The sequence below is a fragment of the Rhodopseudomonas sp. P1 genome, assembly GCF_039642825.1.
In the GTDB taxonomy this organism is placed as follows: domain Bacteria; phylum Pseudomonadota; class Alphaproteobacteria; order Rhizobiales; family Xanthobacteraceae; genus Rhodopseudomonas; species Rhodopseudomonas palustris_H.
This window is the reverse complement of the sequence record NZ_CP088006.1, coordinates 4,790,597-4,810,592: the sequence shown is the minus strand read 5'-3', so window position 1 is coordinate 4,810,592 and position 19,996 is coordinate 4,790,597. Positions and strand designations below refer to the sequence as shown.

Annotated in this window: 18 protein-coding genes; 7 read left to right on the top strand and 11 right to left on the bottom strand. The window is 66.1% G+C overall.

The window, feature by feature from the left end:
• Positions 1 to 199 precede the first annotated feature (199 nt).
• The 4 genes from LRC39_RS22245 to LRC39_RS22230 form a co-directional block, all read right to left on the bottom strand.
• Positions 200 to 964: an ABC transporter ATP-binding protein gene (locus LRC39_RS22245; RefSeq protein WP_107356923.1), complete on the bottom strand. Its 765-nt coding sequence runs from the start codon at positions 962 to 964 to the stop codon at positions 200 to 202.
• A gap of 154 nt (positions 965 to 1,118) precedes the next feature.
• On the bottom strand, positions 1,119 to 2,303 hold the full coding sequence (locus tag LRC39_RS22240; protein ID WP_264074640.1) for a substrate-binding domain-containing protein: 1,185 nt from the start codon (positions 2,301 to 2,303) through the stop codon (positions 1,119 to 1,121).
• An 81-nt stretch (positions 2,304 to 2,384) separates the two neighbouring features.
• Positions 2,385 to 3,686 (bottom strand): lytic murein transglycosylase, encoded by a 1,302-nt coding sequence (locus LRC39_RS22235; RefSeq protein ID WP_346297542.1) that lies wholly within the window; start codon positions 3,684 to 3,686, stop codon positions 2,385 to 2,387.
• A 321-nt stretch (positions 3,687 to 4,007) separates the two neighbouring features.
• The gene (locus LRC39_RS22230; protein WP_263989680.1) at positions 4,008 to 5,450 is read right to left on the bottom strand and encodes a helix-turn-helix domain-containing protein; all 1,443 of its coding nucleotides are present in this window, start codon (positions 5,448 to 5,450) and stop codon (positions 4,008 to 4,010) included.
• A gap of 213 nt (positions 5,451 to 5,663) precedes the next feature.
• Here LRC39_RS22230 and LRC39_RS22225 point away from each other — a divergent pair, with 213 nt between their 5' ends.
• The 3 genes from LRC39_RS22225 (at position 5,664) to LRC39_RS22215 (ending at position 8,352) form a co-directional block, all read left to right on the top strand.
• Complete coding sequence (locus tag LRC39_RS22225) at positions 5,664 to 7,298, top strand: isocitrate lyase (protein ID WP_107345965.1); 1,635 nt, start codon at positions 5,664 to 5,666, stop codon at positions 7,296 to 7,298.
• A gap of 24 nt (positions 7,299 to 7,322) precedes the next feature.
• Positions 7,323 to 7,538, top strand: coding sequence for a DUF4170 domain-containing protein (locus LRC39_RS22220; protein WP_013504258.1), 216 nt, complete (start codon positions 7,323 to 7,325; stop codon positions 7,536 to 7,538).
• A 262-nt stretch (positions 7,539 to 7,800) separates the two neighbouring features.
• Positions 7,801 to 8,352 (top strand): hypothetical protein, encoded by a 552-nt coding sequence (locus LRC39_RS22215; RefSeq protein WP_346295658.1) that lies wholly within the window; start codon positions 7,801 to 7,803, stop codon positions 8,350 to 8,352.
• Positions 8,353 to 8,510: 158 nt separating this feature from the next.
• On the opposite strand, the gene LRC39_RS22210 is transcribed toward LRC39_RS22215, so the two are convergent.
• Positions 8,511 to 9,392: a metallophosphoesterase family protein gene (locus tag LRC39_RS22210; protein WP_346295657.1), complete on the bottom strand. Its 882-nt coding sequence runs from the start codon at positions 9,390 to 9,392 to the stop codon at positions 8,511 to 8,513.
• A 134-nt stretch (positions 9,393 to 9,526) separates the two neighbouring features.
• Here LRC39_RS22210 and LRC39_RS22205 point away from each other — a divergent pair, with 134 nt between their 5' ends.
• The 3 genes from LRC39_RS22205 to LRC39_RS22195 all read left to right on the top strand — a co-directional run bounded on the left by LRC39_RS22205 (position 9,527) and on the right by LRC39_RS22195 (position 12,485).
• Positions 9,527 to 10,015 (top strand): NUDIX domain-containing protein, encoded by a 489-nt coding sequence (locus LRC39_RS22205; RefSeq protein WP_346295656.1) that lies wholly within the window; start codon positions 9,527 to 9,529, stop codon positions 10,013 to 10,015.
• Positions 10,016 to 10,222: 207 nt separating this feature from the next.
• Complete coding sequence (locus LRC39_RS22200) at positions 10,223 to 11,926, top strand: mechanosensitive ion channel family protein (protein ID WP_346295655.1); 1,704 nt, start codon at positions 10,223 to 10,225, stop codon at positions 11,924 to 11,926.
• A gap of 46 nt (positions 11,927 to 11,972) precedes the next feature.
• Positions 11,973 to 12,485: a GNAT family N-acetyltransferase gene (locus tag LRC39_RS22195; RefSeq protein WP_104512931.1), complete on the top strand. Its 513-nt coding sequence runs from the start codon at positions 11,973 to 11,975 to the stop codon at positions 12,483 to 12,485.
• 22 nt (positions 12,486 to 12,507) lie between these two features.
• Here the strand turns inward: LRC39_RS22195 and LRC39_RS22190 are convergent, their stop codons facing one another.
• From LRC39_RS22190 to LRC39_RS22165, 6 genes are all read right to left on the bottom strand, one after another.
• Positions 12,508 to 14,781, bottom strand: a complete 2,274-nt coding sequence (locus LRC39_RS22190) for a TonB-dependent receptor (protein ID WP_346295654.1) — start codon at positions 14,779 to 14,781, stop codon at positions 12,508 to 12,510.
• Positions 14,782 to 14,926: 145 nt separating this feature from the next.
• Positions 14,927 to 15,283 (bottom strand): hypothetical protein, encoded by a 357-nt coding sequence (locus tag LRC39_RS22185; RefSeq protein ID WP_346295653.1) that lies wholly within the window; start codon positions 15,281 to 15,283, stop codon positions 14,927 to 14,929.
• A 199-nt stretch (positions 15,284 to 15,482) separates the two neighbouring features.
• The gene (locus LRC39_RS22180; RefSeq protein ID WP_346295652.1) at positions 15,483 to 17,837 is read right to left on the bottom strand and encodes a TonB-dependent receptor; all 2,355 of its coding nucleotides are present in this window, start codon (positions 17,835 to 17,837) and stop codon (positions 15,483 to 15,485) included.
• 119 nt (positions 17,838 to 17,956) lie between these two features.
• Entirely contained in the window at positions 17,957 to 18,358 is a 402-nt protein-coding gene (locus tag LRC39_RS22175; RefSeq protein ID WP_346295651.1) for a hypothetical protein, read from the bottom strand.
• A gap of 99 nt (positions 18,359 to 18,457) precedes the next feature.
• A complete protein-coding gene (locus LRC39_RS22170; protein WP_346295650.1) occupies positions 18,458 to 18,994 on the bottom strand; it encodes a DUF3617 domain-containing protein in 537 nt (178 codons plus the stop codon).
• 14 nt (positions 18,995 to 19,008) lie between these two features.
• Positions 19,009 to 19,299, bottom strand: a complete 291-nt coding sequence (locus tag LRC39_RS22165) for a hypothetical protein (RefSeq protein WP_107345957.1) — start codon at positions 19,297 to 19,299, stop codon at positions 19,009 to 19,011.
• A 167-nt stretch (positions 19,300 to 19,466) separates the two neighbouring features.
• Here LRC39_RS22165 and LRC39_RS22160 point away from each other — a divergent pair, with 167 nt between their 5' ends.
• Positions 19,467 to 19,928, top strand: a complete 462-nt coding sequence (locus LRC39_RS22160) for a hypothetical protein (protein WP_107345956.1) — start codon at positions 19,467 to 19,469, stop codon at positions 19,926 to 19,928.
• Positions 19,929 to 19,996 lie beyond the last annotated feature (68 nt).

Sequence of the window (19,996 nt, the reverse complement as noted above, 5' to 3'; positions counted from 1 at the left end):
TCTGCTCCCCTCCCCCTTGCGGGGAGGGGTCGGGGGTGGGGGGCCACAACGGGAAGCCATCCTTGTGGAGCCCTCACCCCAACCCTCTCCCGCAGGCGGGAGAGGGAGCTCGTCGGCGTGCGGGGAGGTGGTGTGACCAACATCGCAGAAGCTGGCGTCACCAGCATCGAAGCACTCGACGTTTTCATCATCATCATCGTCACGCCGCACTCTTGCCCGGTGCAATGCCCAGATACGCCTCCTGCACAATCGGCGAAGCGATTACCTCGGCGGGCTTGCCGTCGGCGACGAGCTTGCCGTGGTGGAGGACGATGATGCGGTCGGCGAGGGAGCGGACGACGTCCATCTTGTGTTCGACCAAGAGGATGATCTTCGACGGGTCGGTCTTCAGCCGTGCGATCAGGTCGAGTACCACCGGGACCTCGTCGACGCTCATGCCGGCGGTCGGCTCGTCGAACATGTAGACCTTGGGTTCCAGCGCCATCATCAGCGCGACTTCGAGCTTGCGCTGGTCGCCATGCGACAGCGCGGTGGCGGCGACATTGCGGCGGGCGCCCAGAGCAACACTGTCGAGGATCGCGTCGGCGCGTTCGATCAGGTCGCGCCGCGTTCGCCACGGCCGCAGCATGTCGTAATGCGTGCCGCTGTGCGCCTGCACGGCGAGGCGGACGTTCTCCTCGACCGACAGATTGGGAAACAGGTTGGTGAGCTGGAACGCGCGGCCGAGCCCGGCGCGGGTGCGCAGCGGCGCGGTCATCCTGGTGATGTCCGCGCCGTCGAACAGAATGCGGCCGCCGCTCGGGCGGAGCTGGCCGGAGATCAGGTTGAAATACGTCGTCTTGCCGGCGCCGTTCGGCCCGACGATCGCGGTCAGCTCACCGGGGCGAAACGCGCAACTCACCGCATCGACCGCCACATGGCCGCCGAACCGGATGGTGAGGGATTGGGTCTCGAGGGTGGTCATGAGGTGTGATCGCCTACGCGTCGCAGCCTTAAAGTTCGTCATTCCGGGATGCGCCCCTTGGGGCGCAGGCCCGGAATCCATACTCTCGGCGGTGGTCATGGATTCCGGGCTCGCGCTACGCGCGCCCCGGAATGACAAACGTAAGGTTGGGGAATTACTTCTTATTCCGAATCGGGATGTCCATCTCCTCGATCTTCAATTCGCGCACCGGCTCCAGCACCGCCCAGGCGACGGCCGGGTCGACCTTGACCTTGAAGTGATACATGCTCTGCAGCGCCTGATGGTCTTCCTTGCGGAACACCATCTTGCCCTTGGGCGTGTCGAACTCCATGCCCTCCATCGCGGCGATCAGCTTCTCGGTGTCGGTCGACTTCGCCTTCTGCACGGCGGTGACCACCGCCATCGCGGCCGAGAAGCCGCCCGCGGTGAAGAAGTCCGGCGGCGCGTTGAAGCGCTTCTGGTGCTCGGTGACCAGCCACTCGTTGATCGGGTTCTTGGGAATGTCGTAGTAGTAATAGGTCGCGCCTTCCATGCCGGGCAGGCGCTTATAGGCGGCGAGCGCCGGCAGAATGTTGCCGCCGGTCGACAGCTCGATGCCGTAGCGCTTCGGGTCCATGTCCTGCAGCTTGGTCAGCGGATCGCCGCCGCCGGCCCAAATCACCCAGATGATTTTCTTGCCCGGCTTGTCTTTCAGCGCATCGAACAGCCGCTGGCCGACCGCGGTGAAGTCGGTGGTGGTGGTCGGCACATATTCTTCGGCGGCCAGCGTCGCGCCGGTCTTGGCCAGCGCTTCCTTGAAGGCGGCGACGCCGTCGCGGCCGAACGCGTAGTCCTGCGCCAGGGTGGCGATGGTGACGCCCTGCTTGCCGATCGCGACCGCGTTGGAGATCGCGTCCTGCGACGAGTTACGGCCGGTGCGGAAGATGTAGCGGTTCCACTTCTCGCCGGTGATCTGGTCGGCCACGGCGGGCTCGACGATCAGGATCTTCTTGTTTTCTTCGGCGACCGGCAGATCGGCGAGCGCTGCGGCCGACGATGAGGTGCCGATCGCGATGTCGGCGCCGTCATCCTGATAGGCTTCGGCGAGAGCAGCCTTGGAGAGGTCCGGCTTGCTCTGATCGTCCTTGGTGATCACCACGATCTTGCGGCCGTCGAGCGTCATCGTGCCCTTGGTGGCGTATTCCAGCCCCATCATCAGGCCGGTTTCGGTCTGCTTGGCGTAGGCTTCGAGCGGGCCGGTCTTGCCGTAGATCAGCGCGATCTTGAGGTCATCGGCGGCATGGACCGCGGTGGTAGCCAGCGCGACAGCCGTGGCTGTCATAATCAACAGATGACGCACGTCGTTTCCTCCAGAGTGTTATTGCGTCGCACCCTAGAGCAAGTCGGCGGAATTTGAAAAGCCGCGGGACGGATTTTTCGGTTATTGCGGCAGCGGCGCCGGCGTGCGGGCGCGCTTGGCGCGCCGCGGTTCGGTCGGCTGCATTGGATCAGCGGAAGCCGAAGGCGCCGGCGCCGCGCTGCCGCCCATCCGGGTGAGCAGTTCGGCGGTCGGCCAGGAATCCGCCGGCAGGCCGTACTTGATCTGCATCGCCTTCACTGCGCTGCGGGTCTGCTGACCGAGCACGCCGTCGACCTTGCCGACGTCGAAGCCGGCGCGCACCAGAAGCTGCTGCAGCTGTTTCATCTCATTGAACGACAGTTGAGCCACCGCGGCGCGCGGCTTCTGCATTGGTCCGGCGCCGGCGATCCGGGTGGCGAGATAGGCCGCAGTGGTCGAATAGATCAGCGAGTTGTTCCACTCGGTGTAGGCGGCGAAGTTCGCATAAGCCAGGAACGCCGGACCGTGCCGGCCCATCGGCAGCAGCAGCGACGCCGGCAGCGCGTCGTTGGATAGCGGCCGGCCGTCCGCGGTGGTCACGCCCCACTGCGTCCATTGCGAGCGCGGATGCTTCACGGTGAGATCCGCCTGATCCCACGGCAGGTTTTCCGGCACCCGCACCTCCTGCAGCCACGGCTCGCCGCGCCGCCACTTCAGCCCGGTGGCGATGTAGTTGGCGGTCGAGCCGATCACGTCGGGCGCGCTGTGCAGCAGGTCACGGTGGCCGTCGCCGTCATAATCAACCGCGTAGTCGAAATAATGCCGCGGCAGAAATTGCGTCTGGCCGAGCTCGCCGGCCCAGGAGCCGATCATCTCACCCGGCGACAGGTCGCCGCGGTCGATGATCTTCAGCGCCGCGATCGTCTCGTCCTGGAACATCTCGGAGCGGCGGCAGTCATAGGCCAGCGACACCAGCGAGCGCAGCGTCGGCAGATTGCCCTGCACCGCGCCGAAGTCGCTCTCCAGCGCCCAGAACGCGGTGATCACCGCCGGCGGCACGCCGTATTCCTTTTCGGCGCGCGCGAACGCTTTCGCGTATTGCTTGATCAGTTGCTGGCCTTTGACACGCCGTCCTTCGGAAGCCATCCGCCCGGCGAACACCGTGAAGATCTGTCCGAACACCCGCTGCCCGCGGTCGCGATTGACGATGCCCTGGTCGTACACGAGATACGGCGACGCCTCGGCAATCGCGCCTTGCGACACCCCGGCTGCAACGGCTTTCTGTTTCAGGCCCGCGAGAAACTGATCGAAGCTCTGGCCGCCATGACACGAGGCGCCGCGCTGGGCGAGGGCGGGCGAGGCACTGAGGGAGGCGGCCGCCGCGAGAGCTACGACCGCGGCCATCGCGCCGACGGATGTCCGCAAGTGTCTCGCCGTCGCCTTGAGCCGCCGCATGTCCGTCTCCCCAAACGTCATCGCCGGGCTTCGACCCGGCGATCCATCAAATCAGACGGCGAGTCTTGGCGGGATGGGGTGCCGGGTCAAGCCCGACAACGACGGGCCGTAGTGGTCGGGCCAATACGGCCAAACGCGTTCATCCGTCATTGCGAGGAGCGAAGCGACGAAGCGATCCAGCGCCGTGCTTTGTGTCGTGGATTGCTTCGCTTCGCTCGCAATGACGGGGAGAGGCTGGGCGCGCGAAGCGGGCGAGTACAGCCTCTCAGCTCACAACTCCCTCGCATTACTAAACGCAAAGCTGCTCGCCCGCCGCGTGTTCTCGTCGAGGATCAGTGTCCTTGTGATCGGCGGCTCTGCTCTTTGCGAGCAGTGTTCGCGTTCGCAGAGGCGGCAGTTGACGCCGATCGGGGTGCCTTCGGCTTTCTCCAGATCCATGCCGGCGGCGTAGATCAGTTTCGAGGCGTGGCGGATTTCGCAGCCCAAACCGATCGCGAAGCGCGGCTGCGGCTGCGGGTGCGGCGCGATCGGGCGGCGGACCATTTGGGCGATCGAGAAGTAGCGGCTGCCGTCGGGCAGTTCGATCACCTGCTTGAGCAGCCGGTCCGGGGTGTCGAAGGTCGAGTGCACGTTCCACAGCGGGCAGGTGCCGCCGAATTTCGAGAACGGGAAGGTGCCGGAGGAGAACCGCTTGGAAACGTTGCCGGCGTTGTCGACCCGCAGCATGAAGAACGGCACGCCGCGGGCGTTCGGCCGCTGCAGCGTGGTGAGGCGGTGGCAGACCTGTTCGAAGCCGGCGTTGAAGCGCTGCGCCAGCACGTTGACGTCGTAGGAGAGCTGCTCGGCGGCGGCGTGAAACGCCGCATAGGGCATCATCACGGCGGCGGCGAAGTAGTTGCCGAGTGTGATCCGATACAGCCGCCGCGCCTGATCCTCGAGCCCGCCGGCGCGGTGCACGATCGCGTCCATGATGCCGCCGTGCTCGGTCAGCCCGGTCTGGAATGCGACCTGGAAGGCGCGGCCGGGGCCGTCGATCAGTTCGGAGATCAAGAGTTGCCGGCGGTGACGGTCGAACCTGCGCAGCGTCTCGCGCATCACGTCGACCGGCATGATCCGGGTGGTGATCGAATGCCGCTCGCGCAGCCGGTCGGTCAGCGCGCCGAACATCTCCTGCGAGCCGATATTCAGCTCGTCGCGCACCGCTTCGGCGGCCTGCTCCAGCTCGGGGAAGTAGTTGCGGTTGGCTTCGATCAGGTCGCGGATCCGCTCGATCGGGTTGGCCTCGTAACGGATCTGTTCGCGGTCGGCCATCTGCGCCGCCACCATGGTTTCGCCGCGGCGCGCCTCGGTATAGGCGGCGTACAGCCGCTGCAGCGAATGGGTGACGCCGGGGCACAGCTCGGCCAGGTCGCGCAGCTCCTGCTTCGGCAGGTCGATCTGCCGGAACAGGGGGTCGGAGAAGATCTCGTTGAGCTCGGCGAAGAACCGGTCCTCGTCGGCAGTGGCCAGGTCCCGGAGGTCAAGGTCATAGGTCTCGGCCAGCCGCAGCAGGATCTGGGCGGTCACCGGGCGCTGGTTGCGCTCAATCAGGTTGACGTAGCTGGGAGAAATGCCCAAACCTTCGGCGATCTGGGTTTGCGACAGCCCGAGCTGCTGCCGAATGCGGCGGAAGCGGGGGCCCACGAACAGTTTTTTACCGGAATCGCCGGCCATTACAGGGTCCTTTCAGATTCCGCCCCAGATATCGCGTTTTACAAAATTTACAAAATAACAAATGTTACATGTACTGAAGTTACATGACATCACCATTCGTTCGCAAGAGGTCTGTACGTCTTCTGTGATCTCGCGTTTATCTCTCGGCACGTTTCAAGGCGCGATTGTCACGAATGTCGCGCTGCGAATTATTCGTACCGAAGGGATCATGTCATGAACTTCCAGCCACGCGGCATCAGCGCCATCCACGCTCCGAGCTCCTACAAGAGCGAGATCGAAGCGGCCGAAGCTCTCCTCAAGGACAAGCCGACCTGGAATGGCGTCACCGCCGAGGCCGTGGCTCGGATGCGTCTGCAGAACCGCTTTAAGACCGGTCTGGACATCGCCCGCTACACCGCGGCGCAGATGCGCGCCGACATGGCGGCGTATGACGCCGACCCGACCAAGTACACCCAGTCGCTGGGGTGCTGGCACGGCTTCATCGCGCAGCAGAAGCTGATCTCGATCAAGAAGCACAATGGCGGCAAGACCGACCGCCGTTACATCTACCTGTCGGGCTGGATGATTGCGGCGCTGCGTTCGGAGTTCGGCCCGCTGCCCGACCAGTCGATGCACGAGAAGACCTCGGTGCCAGCGTTGATCGAAGAGATCTACACCTTCCTGCGCCAGGCGGATTCGCGCGAGCTCAACGACCTGTTCCGCCAGCTCGACAAGGCCCGTGAGGCCGGCGACAAGGCCAAGGAAACCGCGATCATCGACCAGATCGACAATTTCCAGACCCACGTCGTGCCGATCATCGCCGACATCGACGCCGGCTTCGGCAACGCCGAGGCGACCTATCTGCTCGCCAAGAAGATGATCGAAGCCGGCGCCTGCGCGCTGCAGATCGAGAACCAGGTCTCGGACGAGAAGCAGTGCGGCCACCAGGACGGCAAGGTCACCGTGCCGCACGACGTGTTCATCGCCAAGGTCCGCGCGATCCGTCACGCGTTCCTCGAGATGGGCGTGGAAGACGGCATCATCGTCACCCGCACCGACTCGCTCGGCGCCGGCCTGACCCAGCAGATCGCGGTCAGCCACCAGCCGGGTGACATCGGCGACCAGTACAACAGCTTCCTGGATTGCGAAGAAGTCGATGCCAGCAAGATCGGCAACGGCGACGTGATCATCAGCCGCAACGGCAAGCTGCTGCGTCCGAAGCGTCTGCCGAGCAACCTGTACCAGTTCCGTCCGGGCACCGGCGCGGACCGCTGCGTGCTGGACTGCATCACCTCGCTGCAGAACGGCGCCGACCTGCTGTGGATCGAAACCGAGAAGCCGCATATCGAGCAGATCGCCTCGATGGTCGACCGGATCCGCGAAGTCGTGCCGAACGCCAAGCTGGCCTACAACAACTCGCCGTCGTTCAACTGGACGCTCAACTTCCGCTGGCAGGTCTATGATGCCTGGAAGGAAGAGGGCAAGGACGTCAGCAAGTACAACCGCGCCGAGCTGATGAAGGCCGAATACGACGAAACCCCGCTGGCGATCGAAGCCGACGCCCGCATCCGCACCTTCCAGGCGGATTCGGCCAAGCGCGCCGGCATCTTCCACCACCTGATCACGCTGCCGACCTACCACACGGCTGCGCTGTCGACCGACAATCTGGCTCGCGAATATTTCGGCGACCAGGGCATGCTGGGTTATGTTAAGAATGTGCAGCGCCAGGAAATCCGTCAGGGCATCGCCTGTGTGAAGCACCAGAACATGGCCGGCTCGGACATCGGCGACGATCACAAGGAATACTTCGCCGGCGACGCGGCTCTGAAGGCCGGCGGCGAACACAACACGATGAACCAGTTCAGCTAAACGGAAAGAAGCAGGAGAAGGACCATGACAGCGGGCAGCAACTTCTGGGTGATCGGTGGCGAGTTCGGTTCGATGAACTTCCACAAGCTCGTCGAAGGGTCGGCCCAGGTGAAGGGTCCCTTCAAGACGCGCAAGGAGGCCGAAGAGGCCTGGAAGGTCCTTTCCGAAGAGAACCGCCATCGCGCAGGCGTCCGGTTCTCGATCGTGGAAGAGCCGAACCGGGCCGTCACCCCGGCCTGATGCGCTCCTGAGCCGCGGCGGCGCACGCGCCGCCCGGCGAGCTGACGAGATAGAAGACGTCCAAGGACTTTGGCGGTCCTGTCGGGGCAACCCGGCAGGGCCGCCATCGTCGTTTTGGAGCACTTCAAGCCGGATGCGGGAACGACCTTCAAAGCGCCGTGGATGAGCCAACTGGTTGATCCGCAACCGGCTTTCGCGGCCTAAGGGTTACTGATAGGTTAATCGGCAGCGGGCTCAGGCAGGCACGAGGCTGAAGTCGAGAATGGCGGACGCTCAGAACTCCGTAAGCACGGCGGCGAGGCCGATGCGGCTGAAGGATGCGTTGCGGCAGGCCCGGATCGAGGCCGCCGACCGCACCGGCGTGGTCGTCGACCTGCGCGACGCCGAAATCGCCCGGCTCGAAATCCTCAATGACGCGCTCGACCCGCTGTTCGCCGAGATCCCGGGCGGGGTCGAGCTGTTCGATCGCGGCATCAGCCAGGGCGACACCCCGCGGCTGTGGATCGACGTGGTTGCCCATGTGGTGATGGGCCGGGACAAGCGGATGTACCGCTTCGTTCAGGACACCGCCTACGGCCGGATCGTGCTGGCCGAATCCCATGAGGCGGCCAAGATCGCGGACGCGGTGACGAGCTATGTGGCTCGCCGGCTGGTCGAGCGCGAGCGGGCGCTGTCGTTGCCGCCGGTCCAAGCCGCTCCGCCGCTCCCGGCACCGCCGCGGCGCAATGGGCTGTGGACCTTCGTGCTCGGCTTCATCGCCGGCGCGCTGGCGCTGTTCGCGCTCGCCCTGTTCGCGGCGCTGCGGATTTCCTAAAGCCGCGCGGCGTCATTGGCACCGCATCTCCCGGTCATTACCAACTCCCGCCTCCCTCCGTCATTGCGAGGAGTGAGCGACGAAGCAATCCAGCCTCGTGCACGGGGCCGGATTGCTTCGCTTCGCTCGCCATGACGGGAAGAGCAGGAGTGACATGGCTACAGCCACTCCGGCGGCCGCAAATCCTCGATCAGCTCGCTGGCCTGAAAGCCGCGGATGCGGTGTTCGCAGCGCCAGCCGTCATTGCCTTCGCTGATCTTGAACAGGTTGTAGGCCGCCGACGGGCGGTGGCGATCGTTCATCGCCGACGCCGATGGCACGCCGACCACCGGAATCGCGCCGAACGGCGTGTCGATCCGGACCGTGGCGTGGACATGGTCATGCCCATGCAGCACCAGATCGACCGGATGCCGCTGCAGCAGCGCGATCAGCTCGGCGGCGTCGGTCAGCCGCTTGTGCCGCGACCGCGACTGCAGCGGATGATGGATCAGCAGCACCTTGAACACGCGCTCGCCGGCAAGGCCCTGCAGCAGCGCTTCCAGCGCCGCACGCTGGGTTGCACCGAGCCAGCCGGTGGCGCGCAGCGGTGCGGTCGGCACCGCGCTCGACACCCCGATGATCGCGATCGCCTCGCGCCGGCGCAGATATGGAAAGCCGGGGGCGGCATCGTCGCCGCTGATGTAGTCGGGAAAGGTCTCGGCGAAGCGGTGCGCGGTGGAGCGGACGTAGGCGTCGTGATTGCCCGGCACCAGGCTGACGCGGTCGGCCGGGCCGACGCTCTCCAGCCATTGCCGCGCTGGGGCGAATTCGTTGACCAGCGCGATATTGACGAGGTCGCCGGTGACCGCGATGTGGTCCGGCCGTTGCGCTTGCAGGTCGGCGACCAGCGTATCGAGGATGTCGCGGCGGTGGATCAGATGGCGGTTGCGCCGCCAGTTCAGGTAGCCGAGCGCGCGCTTGGAGGCGAGGTGACGCAGGCTGGTCTTCGGCGGCAGCGGCAGATGCGGGTCGGACAGATGCGCCAGAGTGAATACGGTCATCGCCCGATCCTGTCGCGACGCCGCGCGCTTGCGAGCCGTTCGCGAACTGCCGCCTGTGAAAACCTCTGCGGTTTTGGCAAGTTGGCCGGACCGGCGCAAGCCTCCGCTGCGCCTTGGCGCGAGGGCCACCGGCGGTGACCGCTGTTCAGAATCTGCGTTTGAAATTCGAGCCGGTCCTGACCCGGATGTTTCATCTGTACTGGCGGTTCGCCCGCGGCATGACGCTGGGCGCGCGCGGCGTGGTGCTCGACCCGCAGGACCGGGTGTTCCTGATCCAGCACTCTTATGTCGGCGGCTGGCATCTGCCGGGCGGCGGGGTCGAGGTCGGCGAGAGCTTCGTCGATGCGCTGACCCGCGAGCTGATGGAGGAGGGCCGCATCGCGCTGACCGGGGCGCCGTCGCTGCACGGCATCTTCTTCAACAGCCACGTCTCGCCGCGCGACCACGTCGCCGTCTATGTGGTGCGTCAATACCAACAAGATCGACCGCCGGAGCCGAACCACGAAATCATCGCCAGCGGTTTCTTCGCCGCCGACGCGCTGCCGGCCGAAACCACGCCCGGGACCCGGCTGCGGATCGCCGAAGTGCTCGAGGGCCGGCCGCCGATCGCGACTTGGCGGTAAAATCGCCAAAGCGCTGGGCGTCGGCCCCAACTTGACCATCCGGGTTCCCTCGTGTTGCTGGTCACGTGCGACCACAGAGATGGCCCATTTCGTGACTATCGGTGCGGCTGAAGCATTTTGCGCTGGGATCGCAGGGCGCCGGAGACGGTGGAGCCCAAGTGGACGATTCGTCCCGATTCCACGCCCGTCCGTTCAAGAGGAGCGATTTTGACGTCATCTGCACGCGCGTTGTTTCGAGCCCTGATCCTCGTCGCGACCATGACCCTTGTGGTCGCGAGTTCTGCCTTCGCCCAGATCCCCGGCACCAACGGTAATGGTGCGGCACCCGCGCAACCCGCGGCGCCGACCGACCCGCTTGGCCGCGAGACGCCGGCCGGCATGGTGGCCGGCTTCATCGCCGCCGCCGCCGAGCAGAACTACGAACGCGCCGCGATGTATCTCGACCTCAGCCAGGAAAAAGACGCCTGGGGCCCGAGCGTCGCGCAGCAGCTTCAGCGCATCCTCGACCGCGGCGGCGTGGTGTATTCGCGGCTGCGGCTGAGCAACGAGCCGCAGGGCGACCAGGACGACAGTCTGCCGCCCGAGCAAGAGAAGTTCGGCATGGTGCGCACCGACCACGGCACGGTCGACCTGATCGCGCAGCGCGTCGATGGCAAGGATGGCGTCAAGATCTGGCTGGTCTCCGCCCGCACGGTGGCCGAGCTGCCGGAGCTGTCGCGCACCGTGGTATCGAGCTCGGTCGACAAGCTGCTGCCCTATGCGCTGCGCGACGAATACCGCTTCGCCGGTGTGCCGATCGGCCACTGGATCGCGGTGGTCGTGCTCGCGTTCGTGTGCTTCGGCGCGGTCTGGCTGATCACCGGCGCAATCGGATTCATCATCCTCAAATTGCGTCGCTCGACCGGCGACTCGCGGATCAGGCGCGTGCTGGAAGCGTCGGCGCTGCCGGTGCGGCTGTTGCTGACCGCCTGGGCGCTGCGGATCGCGATGTCACTCGCCGGCGTCGCCATCGTGGCGCGGCAGCATTTGTCCGGCGCCATCGAACTGCTCGGCTGGGTCGCGCTGTCGTGGATCATTTGGCGTGTCGTGGATTCGCTGGCGGCGTTCGCGATCGATCGCATGACGTTGCGCGGCCGGCTGTCGATGCTGTCGGCGGTCACCTTCATCCGCCGCAGCGTCAAGTTCGTGATCATCGCGTTTGCCATCATCGTCGGCTTCAACGCCCTCGGCTACAACGTCACCGCCGGCCTCGCCGCCCTCGGTATCGGCGGTATCGCGATCGCTCTGGGCGCACAAAAGACCATCGAACATCTGGTCGGCAGCCTGACGCTGGTCACCGACCAGCCGATGCGGGTCGGCGATTTCTGCAAGTTCGGCGACACCTCCGGCACGATCGAGGACATCGGGATGCGCTCGACCCGCATCCGCACCCTCGATCGCACTGTGGTGACGGTGCCGAACGGCGCGCTGGCGGCGCTGCAGATCGAGAATTTCAGCCGCCGCGACAAGTTCTGGTTTCACCCGATTCTGGAGCTGCGTTACGAGACCTCCGCCGAGCAGATCCGGACGCTGCTGGCTTCGCTGCGGGAGATGCTGCTCGACCATCCGGACGTCGACAACGACCCGGCCCGGGTGCGGTTGATCGGGCTGGCGCCGGCCGCCCTTAAGGTCGAGATCTTCGCCTATGTGCACGCGGTGGACGGCGACACCTTCCTGGAAGTGCAGGAAGATCTGATGCTGAAAATCCTGGAGCTGGTCGAGGCGGCCGGCACGGGCTTCGCCGCCGGCTCGCAGACGGTCTATGTGGCGCGCGCCAAGGGCGCCGCCCAGCGGCAGGCCAGCGATGAAGATGCGCTGGGCACCGGGGCGGACGGTGCCAAGGTGAGGGGCGGGGTCCCCGAGCGGGTCTAGCCTGGCAATGGACCTGATGCGGAGGCGGTGCTATCTCGCCTCCGCCATGTCCGATCTGAAACTCACCATTCTGCCCGAATCCCCGAACGACGCGCAGGCCATCGAGCGGCTGCACGAGCGCACCTTCGGGCCCGGCCGCTTCGTGCTCAGCGCCTATCGGCTGCGCGAGCATGTCGATCATCTCCCCGAACTGTCGTTCACCGCCTGGATCGGCACGCTGCTGGTCGGCTCGGTGCGGCAGTTGCCGATCCTGGTCGGCGACACCCCGGCGCTGCTGCTCGGCCCGCTGACGGTGGAGCCGCCGTTCCGGTCGCGCGGCGTCGGCCGGCTGCTGCTCGACCGCGCCATCTCGGATGCGCGCGCCCAGGGCCACAAGCTGATCGTGCTGGTCGGCGACGAGCCGTATTACAGCCGGGTCGGCTTCAAGCGGATTCCGAAAGGCCGCGTCACCATGCCCGGCCCGGTCGATGCGGCCCGCCTGCTGGTGCTCGAACTCGCCGAGGGTGCGTTCGAAGGCGTCGGCGGCGCGATCCGCCCGGATTGGAGCAAGGCGCGCTGACGCGCCTTGCTGTGGGACGGCTTCAAAACTTCTGCGCCACGCCGACATAGAAGCCGCGCCGCGGACCGTATTGCGGCGCGAACACGCCGATCCCCGAGCCGTCGCGGATTTCGTACACGCTGTCGAACAGGTTGACGACGTCCAACCGCACCGTGGTCGGCTTGGTGGCGCTCATCAGATAGAAGTCGTGCGACACGCCGAGATTCACCTGGGTGTAGGACGGCAGCGATCCGATATTGGCGAAGCCCGACCGCAGCCCGCTGCCATAGATCATCGACGCGCTGAAACTGGTGTCGTGCCAGCGATAGGACGCGCCGGCCGACGCCGTCACCAGCTGCGCGTGGTCGGTGTAGATGTAGTTGCTGGCGATGTAGGCGAGCTCGTCCGGATCGAACAAATACTGGTTGGAGACCACTTTGGTGGCGATCTGCCGTGCCAGCGCCAGATTGCCGTAGATCCGGAAGTTGCCGCTGGTGTACGCGCCCTTGAACTCGATGCCGACATTCTCGGCGCGGTCGTAGTTGAACGCCGACAGCACATAGGCGGCGCCGAACTGGCCGTCGTCGAGCAGATCGCGCGCGGTCTTGTAGTAGGTGTCGATGCCGACTTCGAGGCCGGGCAGCAGCTTCTGCGTGACGCCGACATCGAACACGTTCGAGCGCTCAGGCAGCACCGGGCTGCTGGCGTTGACGGCGGGCTGCTGCGTGGTGTTCTGCACCAGCGCCAGATTGGTCGGCGCCGCCAGCACCTGCGCGGGCGGCGTGAAGTTGCGTGAATAACCGGCGTGGAAGGTGGTGTCCTCGAACGGCTTCCAGGTCAGGCTGATGCGCGGGCTGAGCTGGTTGGCGTTGGTGTATTCGTTCATCTGGTCGAACCGCAGGCCGGAGTTCAGCGTCACCGTGTTGGTGACCCGCCATTCGTCCTGCAGATAGGTGCTGAACAGCCAGCCGAGCTTGCTGCTGGAGTCGGCGACGCCGAACGGCGCGTCCAGCGGATTGCCGCTGTCGTCGAGCGGTAGCACCACCGAGGAGTTGGTCACGCGGCTTTGCTCGGCGGTGACCTGGAAGCCGCCGCGCAGCGTATGCGCGTCGCTGAGCCGGTACGAGCCGTCGGCCTGGATGCCGCTGGCGACGCTTCTGCGATAGACGTCCGAGGCGACGCCGTTGAACACCAGATCGCCGATCGTGTCGGGCGTGAAGTGCAGCATGCTATAGCGCGAGAACGCCGACAGCTGCAGGTCGAAGCCGTTGATCGACTTCTGCAGCGCCAGCACGCCGAAGCCGTTGCGCTCGCGCTGGGTCTCGTTGAGCAGCGCCGAATCGAAGTTCGACACGCCGAACGCGGTGAAGCCCGGCGTCTGGCCCGGGTTGTTGGGGATCTGGTAGTTGTTGGCCGAGCCGCCGCCGATGAAGGTCAGCCGCGTCGAGTCGTCAATCACGGTCGACAGATAGGCAAAGCCTCTACCCTGCTGGGAATCGTCGTGGATCGCGTTTGGCGACGAGGTCGGGTTCTCCAGCCCAAGGCCTGTTCCGAAGTAACGGCCGGAGACGAAGTACTGGGTGTTGCCGGCCGTGCCGCCATACTCGACGCTCGGCGTGATAGTCTGGCGGCTGCCGCCATAGACGCTGACGGTGCCACTGTTGTTGAAGGCGTCGGTGCGCGTGGTGATGTCGACGACGCCAGCGGTGCGCAGGCCGTATTGCGCCGGCAACGCGCCGGTGAGCAGCGTCAGTCGCCCGACCAGCGAGGTATCGAGCATCTGGCCGAAGCCGCTGACGCCGTCGGGCAACGCGATGCCGTTGATGCGGTACTGCACATTGGCGTGCTCGTTGCGGACGTGCAGATCACCGCTCGCGGCGGAGTCCTGCGATACGCCCGGCGCCTGCAGCAGGACCTTGTCGAGCGTCGCATTGGCGCCCTGCGGCAGCGCCAGGATTGCCTCGTGATTGACGTCGAAGGCGCTGGCGCCATTCGGCGCGAAGATCGCCTGCCGCGCCGCATCGAAGCCGGCATGTTTGGCCGCGACGGCTTGTGCCGCGGTCAGTGCAGGTGTTTGGGTGTCGTGCTGCGGCGAGGCGGTCGCCGCTCCGCGCCGCGCCCGGGCTGCGGTTTGAGTCTTCGGACGCCGAGCCGGGTGGGGCGCACGCTGCGGCTGGATCACGTCGATTTCCGGAAGCGGTGTCGCGCCGCGACTGGCCGGCGCCGCCCTCTGCGCCAGACCGGGTGAACTCAGAGCGGCTAACAGCAGCGTGGCTGAGCTCGACGCCGCAAGGCCGCGTTTGATGTGACAAAGCATGTGGGTCTCCTCGAAGCCATGCGGGCGCGGACGACGCTGATCGTCGCCGCTGGGTGCGGACGATGGCTTGCCGTCGACAATCGACGGGCTTGGCTGACATCGAGACCGCGCGGCATGCGCGATCTCTGGCTCACAAGGATCGATGTCAGCAGGCGGGAGGAGCGCGAGGATTGAAGGCGGCGCGGATGCCGTTCGAACGGATCAGAACGAGATCCGGGACGCTGTGCACGAACGCGGTCGCTTGCCGCAGCGGCAACGAGGGCGGCGATGCGCCAAGCATCGCATCGGCCATCGCCATCACGGCGCAGATCGTACAACCGTCGGCGGCGTCGTCGGACTGAGGATCACCTTCGGGCGTGGCCGGATCGGCGGCCGTGAGTGCGAGCACTGCCGACTGAGTGACGATCTGGTGGAAGTGACCGAACGCCACGACGAAGTGCAGCGCCAGCGCGATCAGCGCCAGCCGCGTTCCCAATCGGATATGCGTCCGCACCCAGTTCATCGTTTCATCCGAGTCCGGCGGCGCGTTTTCGTGCGTGCCGGCAATTGATCTCGTTCGTCATTCCGGGGCGCGCGTAGCGCGAACCCGGAATCTCGATGGGGAGACGGGAGCGTTTCCACAACTTCTGGATTCCGGGTTCGCGAGCTGCGCTCGCGCCCCGGAATGACGTGGTGGGGCGCTCCCGCGCGCCCATGGCTGCTCAGAACTTCAAATTCGCGAACGCCCGCACGCCGATGCCGGGCATCAGTACGTTGTCCTTGCTGTAGGACGTCGCGATCCGGATGTCTTCGTTGAGCAGATTGTTGCCGACGATGCCGACCAGCATCTCGCGCGCGCCCCAGGCGTTGGGATCGAGCTTGGTTCGGTAGCTGACTTCAGCCTTCAGCAGATTGTAGCCGGGCGTCGTCGTTTCGGCGATCGGCGCCACGTCGTTCTGCGCGAAGGCGTGCAGCAGGTTGACCTTCATCAGCCAGTTGGCGTCGCGCCAGAACAGGCCGCCGCCGACCCGCATCGGCGGAATCCGCGGCACATTGGTGCCGTCCGCGAAGGTCGCCCGCACGATGTCGAACTGGTTCTCGATGCCGAAGGTGCCGCCATAGAGCTGGGCGACGTCGAGCTGGCTCTGGAATTCGCCGCCCTTGAAGGTGGCGTCACGCTGCGAGTAGATCGCCTGGTTCAATTCCAGCGTGCCGGTGCCTGGATCGACGCAGGAGGCGTCGTCGCAAGTGTTGCCGGTCAGCCGCCGATAGATGAAGCCGCTGAACTGCGTGTAGTAGGCGGTGATCTCGAACCGGAACGGTCCGGTGGCGCGGCGCAGCCCGACCTCGACCGACTTGGCGGTTTCGATCTTCAGGTTGGGATTGCCGATGTCGAAGGTGGCGGTGGCGTCGTGGCCGCCGCGCGAGAACAGTTCGGCCGGCTTCGGCGCGCGCTCGACATATTGCCCGGTGATGCTCGCCGACAGATCCCACGGCAGCGCCTGGATCAGGCCGACGCTGAAGCTCTTCGGCGTGAACGACAGGTTGCGCTGGGTGGCGGGGCCGATCGCGCTCGGATCGGTGTTGAGGTCGAAGATCTCCGGCACGAACGCCGGCGTGGTGCCGGACAGTTCGACATGCTCGATGCGGCCGGCGACCTGCGCCTTGGTGGTGTTGGTGAACTGCAGCTCGTTGAAGACGTAGCCCGCCGCCTTGGTGTTCTTGTTCGGATCGAACAGACCGTTCAGCGGGCTGCCCGGATCGTCCGGGCTCGGCGCCGTCAGTTCCTGATGGCTGGCCTGGACGCCGACCGCGGTGGTGACCGCCGCGAAGCCGGCATTGAACGGCGCGAGTTGCACCTCGAGCCGGCCTTCCTGCTCGCGATTGGTGAAGGTCTGGCGCACGCCGTCGGTGGTCGGATCGCCGGCCGTGGCCTGACCGACTTCGTTGTGCTTGTAGTCGGTGGCGCCGACCCAGAACCGGATGGCGTCGATCGCGGCCGCATCCGGGCGATACTCACCCTTGGCATTGAACTTGGTCTGCTTGGCATCGATCCGGGTGCCGACCTGCGAACCTTCGACGCCGGGGATGTGATACAGCGAATTGTTCTGGGTGACCGACGCGCCGATGAAGCCGCCGTCGAACAGATACGAGCCGCCGACCGAGGCGCCCGCGGCAGTCGCGGCGGAATTCGGCTGGCGGCCGTTGAACGGCATGCCGGGCGCCGCATAGGGATAGCTCGGTACATTGTAGTCGCCGGCATTGCGGCCATAGACGTCGGCATGGACGGCGACGTTGTTGCCGCCGGCATCGAGCAGCACCGCGCCTTCGACGCCGCGATCGACCGAGCTGACGGCGCTGCGGACTTCGCCGTTCATGCAGCCTCCGCCGCCGAACAGCGTCGGCGGCTTCGCGAGGCCATAGCTCTGGAACGGCTGCGCGCAGGGCGGCAGCGCGTCAGGAATCCGGTTGTTGGTGGCGCTGACCACGCCGCCGATCGCGGTCGAGCCGTAGCGCAGCGTGGCCGGGCCGCGGATCACTTCGACCTGATTGGTGGAGAGCGGATCGACCGGCACGAAGTGGTCTTCGCCGAGGTCGGACGCGCCGTTGCTGCCGGTGCCGTTCTCGATGATGCTGACACGGTTGACGTCGAGGCCGCGGATGATCGGGCGGCTGGCGCCGCCGGGCGCGTATTGCGAGGCGCTGATGCCCGGTTTGTTGCCGAGCAGGTCGCCGAGCGTGCCGCCGCCGCTGCGGCGGATTTCTTCGTTCGGCACCACCGTGACGGTGGCGAACTGGTCGGTGACGATCGGCAGGATGCCAGGCTGCGGCGCCGGGGTGGCCTGGGCGACGGGCGGCGTTTCGGCCGGTGCGGGGCCGCGCTGCCTCGCCGGAGCCGCGACGCGCGTCGCCGGACGCGGCTTCGCTTCGGTGTGGTGGCGGCGCTGAATCGGGCTCGGCGCCGTGACGGTGACTTCGGGAAGGGCGGTTTGGGCGCGCGCGGCCGGCGCGCCGGTGCTGCACACGGCGAGCGTTGCGGTGCCGAGCAGCAGCCCGGTCTTGAGGCGAGATGACATGGTTCTGTCCTGACTGCCGGCTCGCAGCGGAGCCGGGATCTGCGGCGACGCAGATCGATCACGTTGGCCCGCGCGCCGCCGGAGACCGGCTCGGCGCGGCATTCACAAGGGATCGGCGGTCAGGACAAAGGGGGGCCGCGCGGTTGAAAGCCGGCGGGCGGTGACGACAATTCGGCGTCGTCGAGGACGGCGAGGCGGTAATGGAAGGAATGCGCCTGCTGCGGCGGCAGCGCCGGCGGCGTCGCGGCCAGCGCCAGGCTGGCCATCGAGACGACTGCGCAGATCGCGCAGAGGTCGACGCCGGGATGATGATGGTCGGTATCGGGTTCGGCTGGGCCATTGGCCGAGTCGGCCTGGGCAATCTGCAGCGCAGGCGGTTCGAAGCCGTGGAAGTGGCCGAACGCGGCGGCGAACTGCAGGGCGAGCGCGATCAACGCCAGCCGTGCGCCCCACCGGATGTTCGTCCGCGCCCAATCCATGCCGCCCCAGCCTCTCACGGTGCCGGCGTCGTCCCCCGCCATGCAACGTTACAATGTAACATTGCGGCAAGCGCCTCCGCTGTCAACGGAGGTCCCGGCGAAGGTCGGCGGGTGTGACTTTTGCGCCAGCTTCCGCGGCCGTCACTTCGACTTCGGCAACAGCGCCTTCAGCTTGTCCATGTCGGCGATGTTCATCTTGATCCCGCCCGGCATCACGATGTCGCCGGGCTTCTGGCCGTCCTTGCAGGGGCCGAGCCATTTCGCTTCCAGCGTCGTGGCGGACTCCTTGGGAACGCCGGGCAGCGGGTTCTCGTTATGCGATGCCACCTTGACCGTGTAGGCCGAATTGAAGTCACCGGTGATCTCGGCGTGCGAGGTCGTGGTCATTCCGGCGACCTTGCACACCGAGTCATTGGTGTAGCCGGTCGCGGTCTTCTGGATCGTCGGCGCTGAGCAGGCTTCGGTGGCCAGCGGCTGCACCGCCGCGTTCATCTTCTTGTCGATGGTCTCGTCGGTGCAGTGCTGGATCGCGACGTTCTGCCCGGAGCCGGAGCCCTGCATCTTCAGCTCCCACAGTCCCGGCTTGCGGGTCGGCAGGTCGATCGCCTGCGCCGCCGTCACTGGCGCGGCGAGCAGCAGGGAAAGCAGCCAGATGCGAGACGGATGGCGACGGCTCATCGCTGCGGCTCCGATCAGTATTTGGTGCGCAGCGGCCGCTCGTCGGCGCCATACGGCACCCAGCGGCACGCGAACGAGATGTAGCCGCCGTAATTGGCCTGCACGCCGAGCAGCTTCACCACCTTGCCGTAGCGGGCGCAGTGATCGACCGCCATGGCGCGGACGTCGGCGTGGCCGATCAGGCTGGTGGAGATGATTCCGCCGGTATCATTGCCCTTGAACGGCGGCACATAATCGGCGCGCGCCGCCGTGCTTGCCAGCACCGCACCCAGAACGGCCAAGCCGGCAGCCCCCATCAATCGCATCGTGATCTCCCTCTATCGCTGCGTTCGAGTCTAGAACGCCGCCATGAGAATGGAAAGAACACGCCCCGCGTTCCGCGTGGGGTTCTGCCGAGGTGTGGCCGGCCCGCACTTGACCTTGGCATGGCTTCGCGGCACCGTCCGCCGCATCGAATTCCGGTGGATGAGCCATGCGATTCATTTCGACGTTGAAAACGCCCGTCGCCGCGGTCGCGGCCCTGCTTGGCCTGTTCGCGCTGGCGCCCACCGCTCAGGCGGCCAATCCGCTGGAGATGAACTTCTGGCTGTCCGGCCCGCGCTATGACGGCAATCTGCCGCCGTGCGAAGCGGCGCTGCCGTCGATCACCCACCAGTTCGCCGAGAAGGAAGGCACCTTCTGGAATTCGGATCTGCGCATCACTGCGTATGCGAAGGTCCGCGACGTCGCGTTCCGCCCCTGGCAGAGCGACAACATTCCGCGCCGCTTTTGCGCCGCCGACGCGCTGCTGAACGACGGCAAGACCCGTCCGGTGTATTTCTCGGTCATCGAGGATGGCGGTCTCGCCGGCTTCACCGATGGCGTCGAGTTCTGCGTCGTCGGCGTCGACCGCAATTGGGCGTTCAATCCGGCCTGCAAGGCCGCCAAGCCCTGAGCGGCGCGCTGCGCTGAACCGCGGCGCTATCGACCATTTGCGTTCTTGAAACGTTCCTGAGTCCTGGT

What these genes read in the sequence shown, in the direction of transcription:
- LRC39_RS22245 (WP_107356923.1), bottom strand. Translation starts at nt 964, where the DNA reads ATGACCACCCTCGAGACCCAATCCCTCACCATCCGGTTCGGCGGCCAT.
- LRC39_RS22235 (WP_346297542.1), bottom strand. Translation starts at nt 3,686, where the DNA reads ATGGCCGCGGTCGTAGCTCTCGCGGCGGCCGCCTCCCTCAGTGCCTCG.
- LRC39_RS22230 (WP_263989680.1), bottom strand. Translation starts at nt 5,450, where the DNA reads ATGGCCGGCGATTCCGGTAAAAAACTGTTCGTGGGCCCCCGCTTCCGC.
- LRC39_RS22225 (WP_107345965.1), top strand. Translation starts at nt 5,664, where the DNA reads ATGAACTTCCAGCCACGCGGCATCAGCGCCATCCACGCTCCGAGCTCC.
- LRC39_RS22220 (WP_013504258.1), top strand. Translation starts at nt 7,323, where the DNA reads ATGACAGCGGGCAGCAACTTCTGGGTGATCGGTGGCGAGTTCGGTTCG.
- LRC39_RS22215 (WP_346295658.1), top strand. Translation starts at nt 7,801, where the DNA reads ATGGCGGACGCTCAGAACTCCGTAAGCACGGCGGCGAGGCCGATGCGG.
- LRC39_RS22210 (WP_346295657.1), bottom strand. Translation starts at nt 9,392, where the DNA reads ATGACCGTATTCACTCTGGCGCATCTGTCCGACCCGCATCTGCCGCTG.
- LRC39_RS22195 (WP_104512931.1), top strand. Translation starts at nt 11,973, where the DNA reads ATGTCCGATCTGAAACTCACCATTCTGCCCGAATCCCCGAACGACGCG.
- LRC39_RS22190 (WP_346295654.1), bottom strand. Translation starts at nt 14,781, where the DNA reads ATGCTTTGTCACATCAAACGCGGCCTTGCGGCGTCGAGCTCAGCCACG.
- LRC39_RS22185 (WP_346295653.1), bottom strand. Translation starts at nt 15,283, where the DNA reads ATGAACTGGGTGCGGACGCATATCCGATTGGGAACGCGGCTGGCGCTG.
- LRC39_RS22180 (WP_346295652.1), bottom strand. Translation starts at nt 17,837, where the DNA reads ATGTCATCTCGCCTCAAGACCGGGCTGCTGCTCGGCACCGCAACGCTC.
- LRC39_RS22175 (WP_346295651.1), bottom strand. Translation starts at nt 18,358, where the DNA reads ATGGCGGGGGACGACGCCGGCACCGTGAGAGGCTGGGGCGGCATGGAT.
- LRC39_RS22170 (WP_346295650.1), bottom strand. Translation starts at nt 18,994, where the DNA reads ATGAGCCGTCGCCATCCGTCTCGCATCTGGCTGCTTTCCCTGCTGCTC.
- LRC39_RS22165 (WP_107345957.1), bottom strand. Translation starts at nt 19,299, where the DNA reads ATGCGATTGATGGGGGCTGCCGGCTTGGCCGTTCTGGGTGCGGTGCTG.
- LRC39_RS22160 (WP_107345956.1), top strand. Translation starts at nt 19,467, where the DNA reads ATGCGATTCATTTCGACGTTGAAAACGCCCGTCGCCGCGGTCGCGGCC.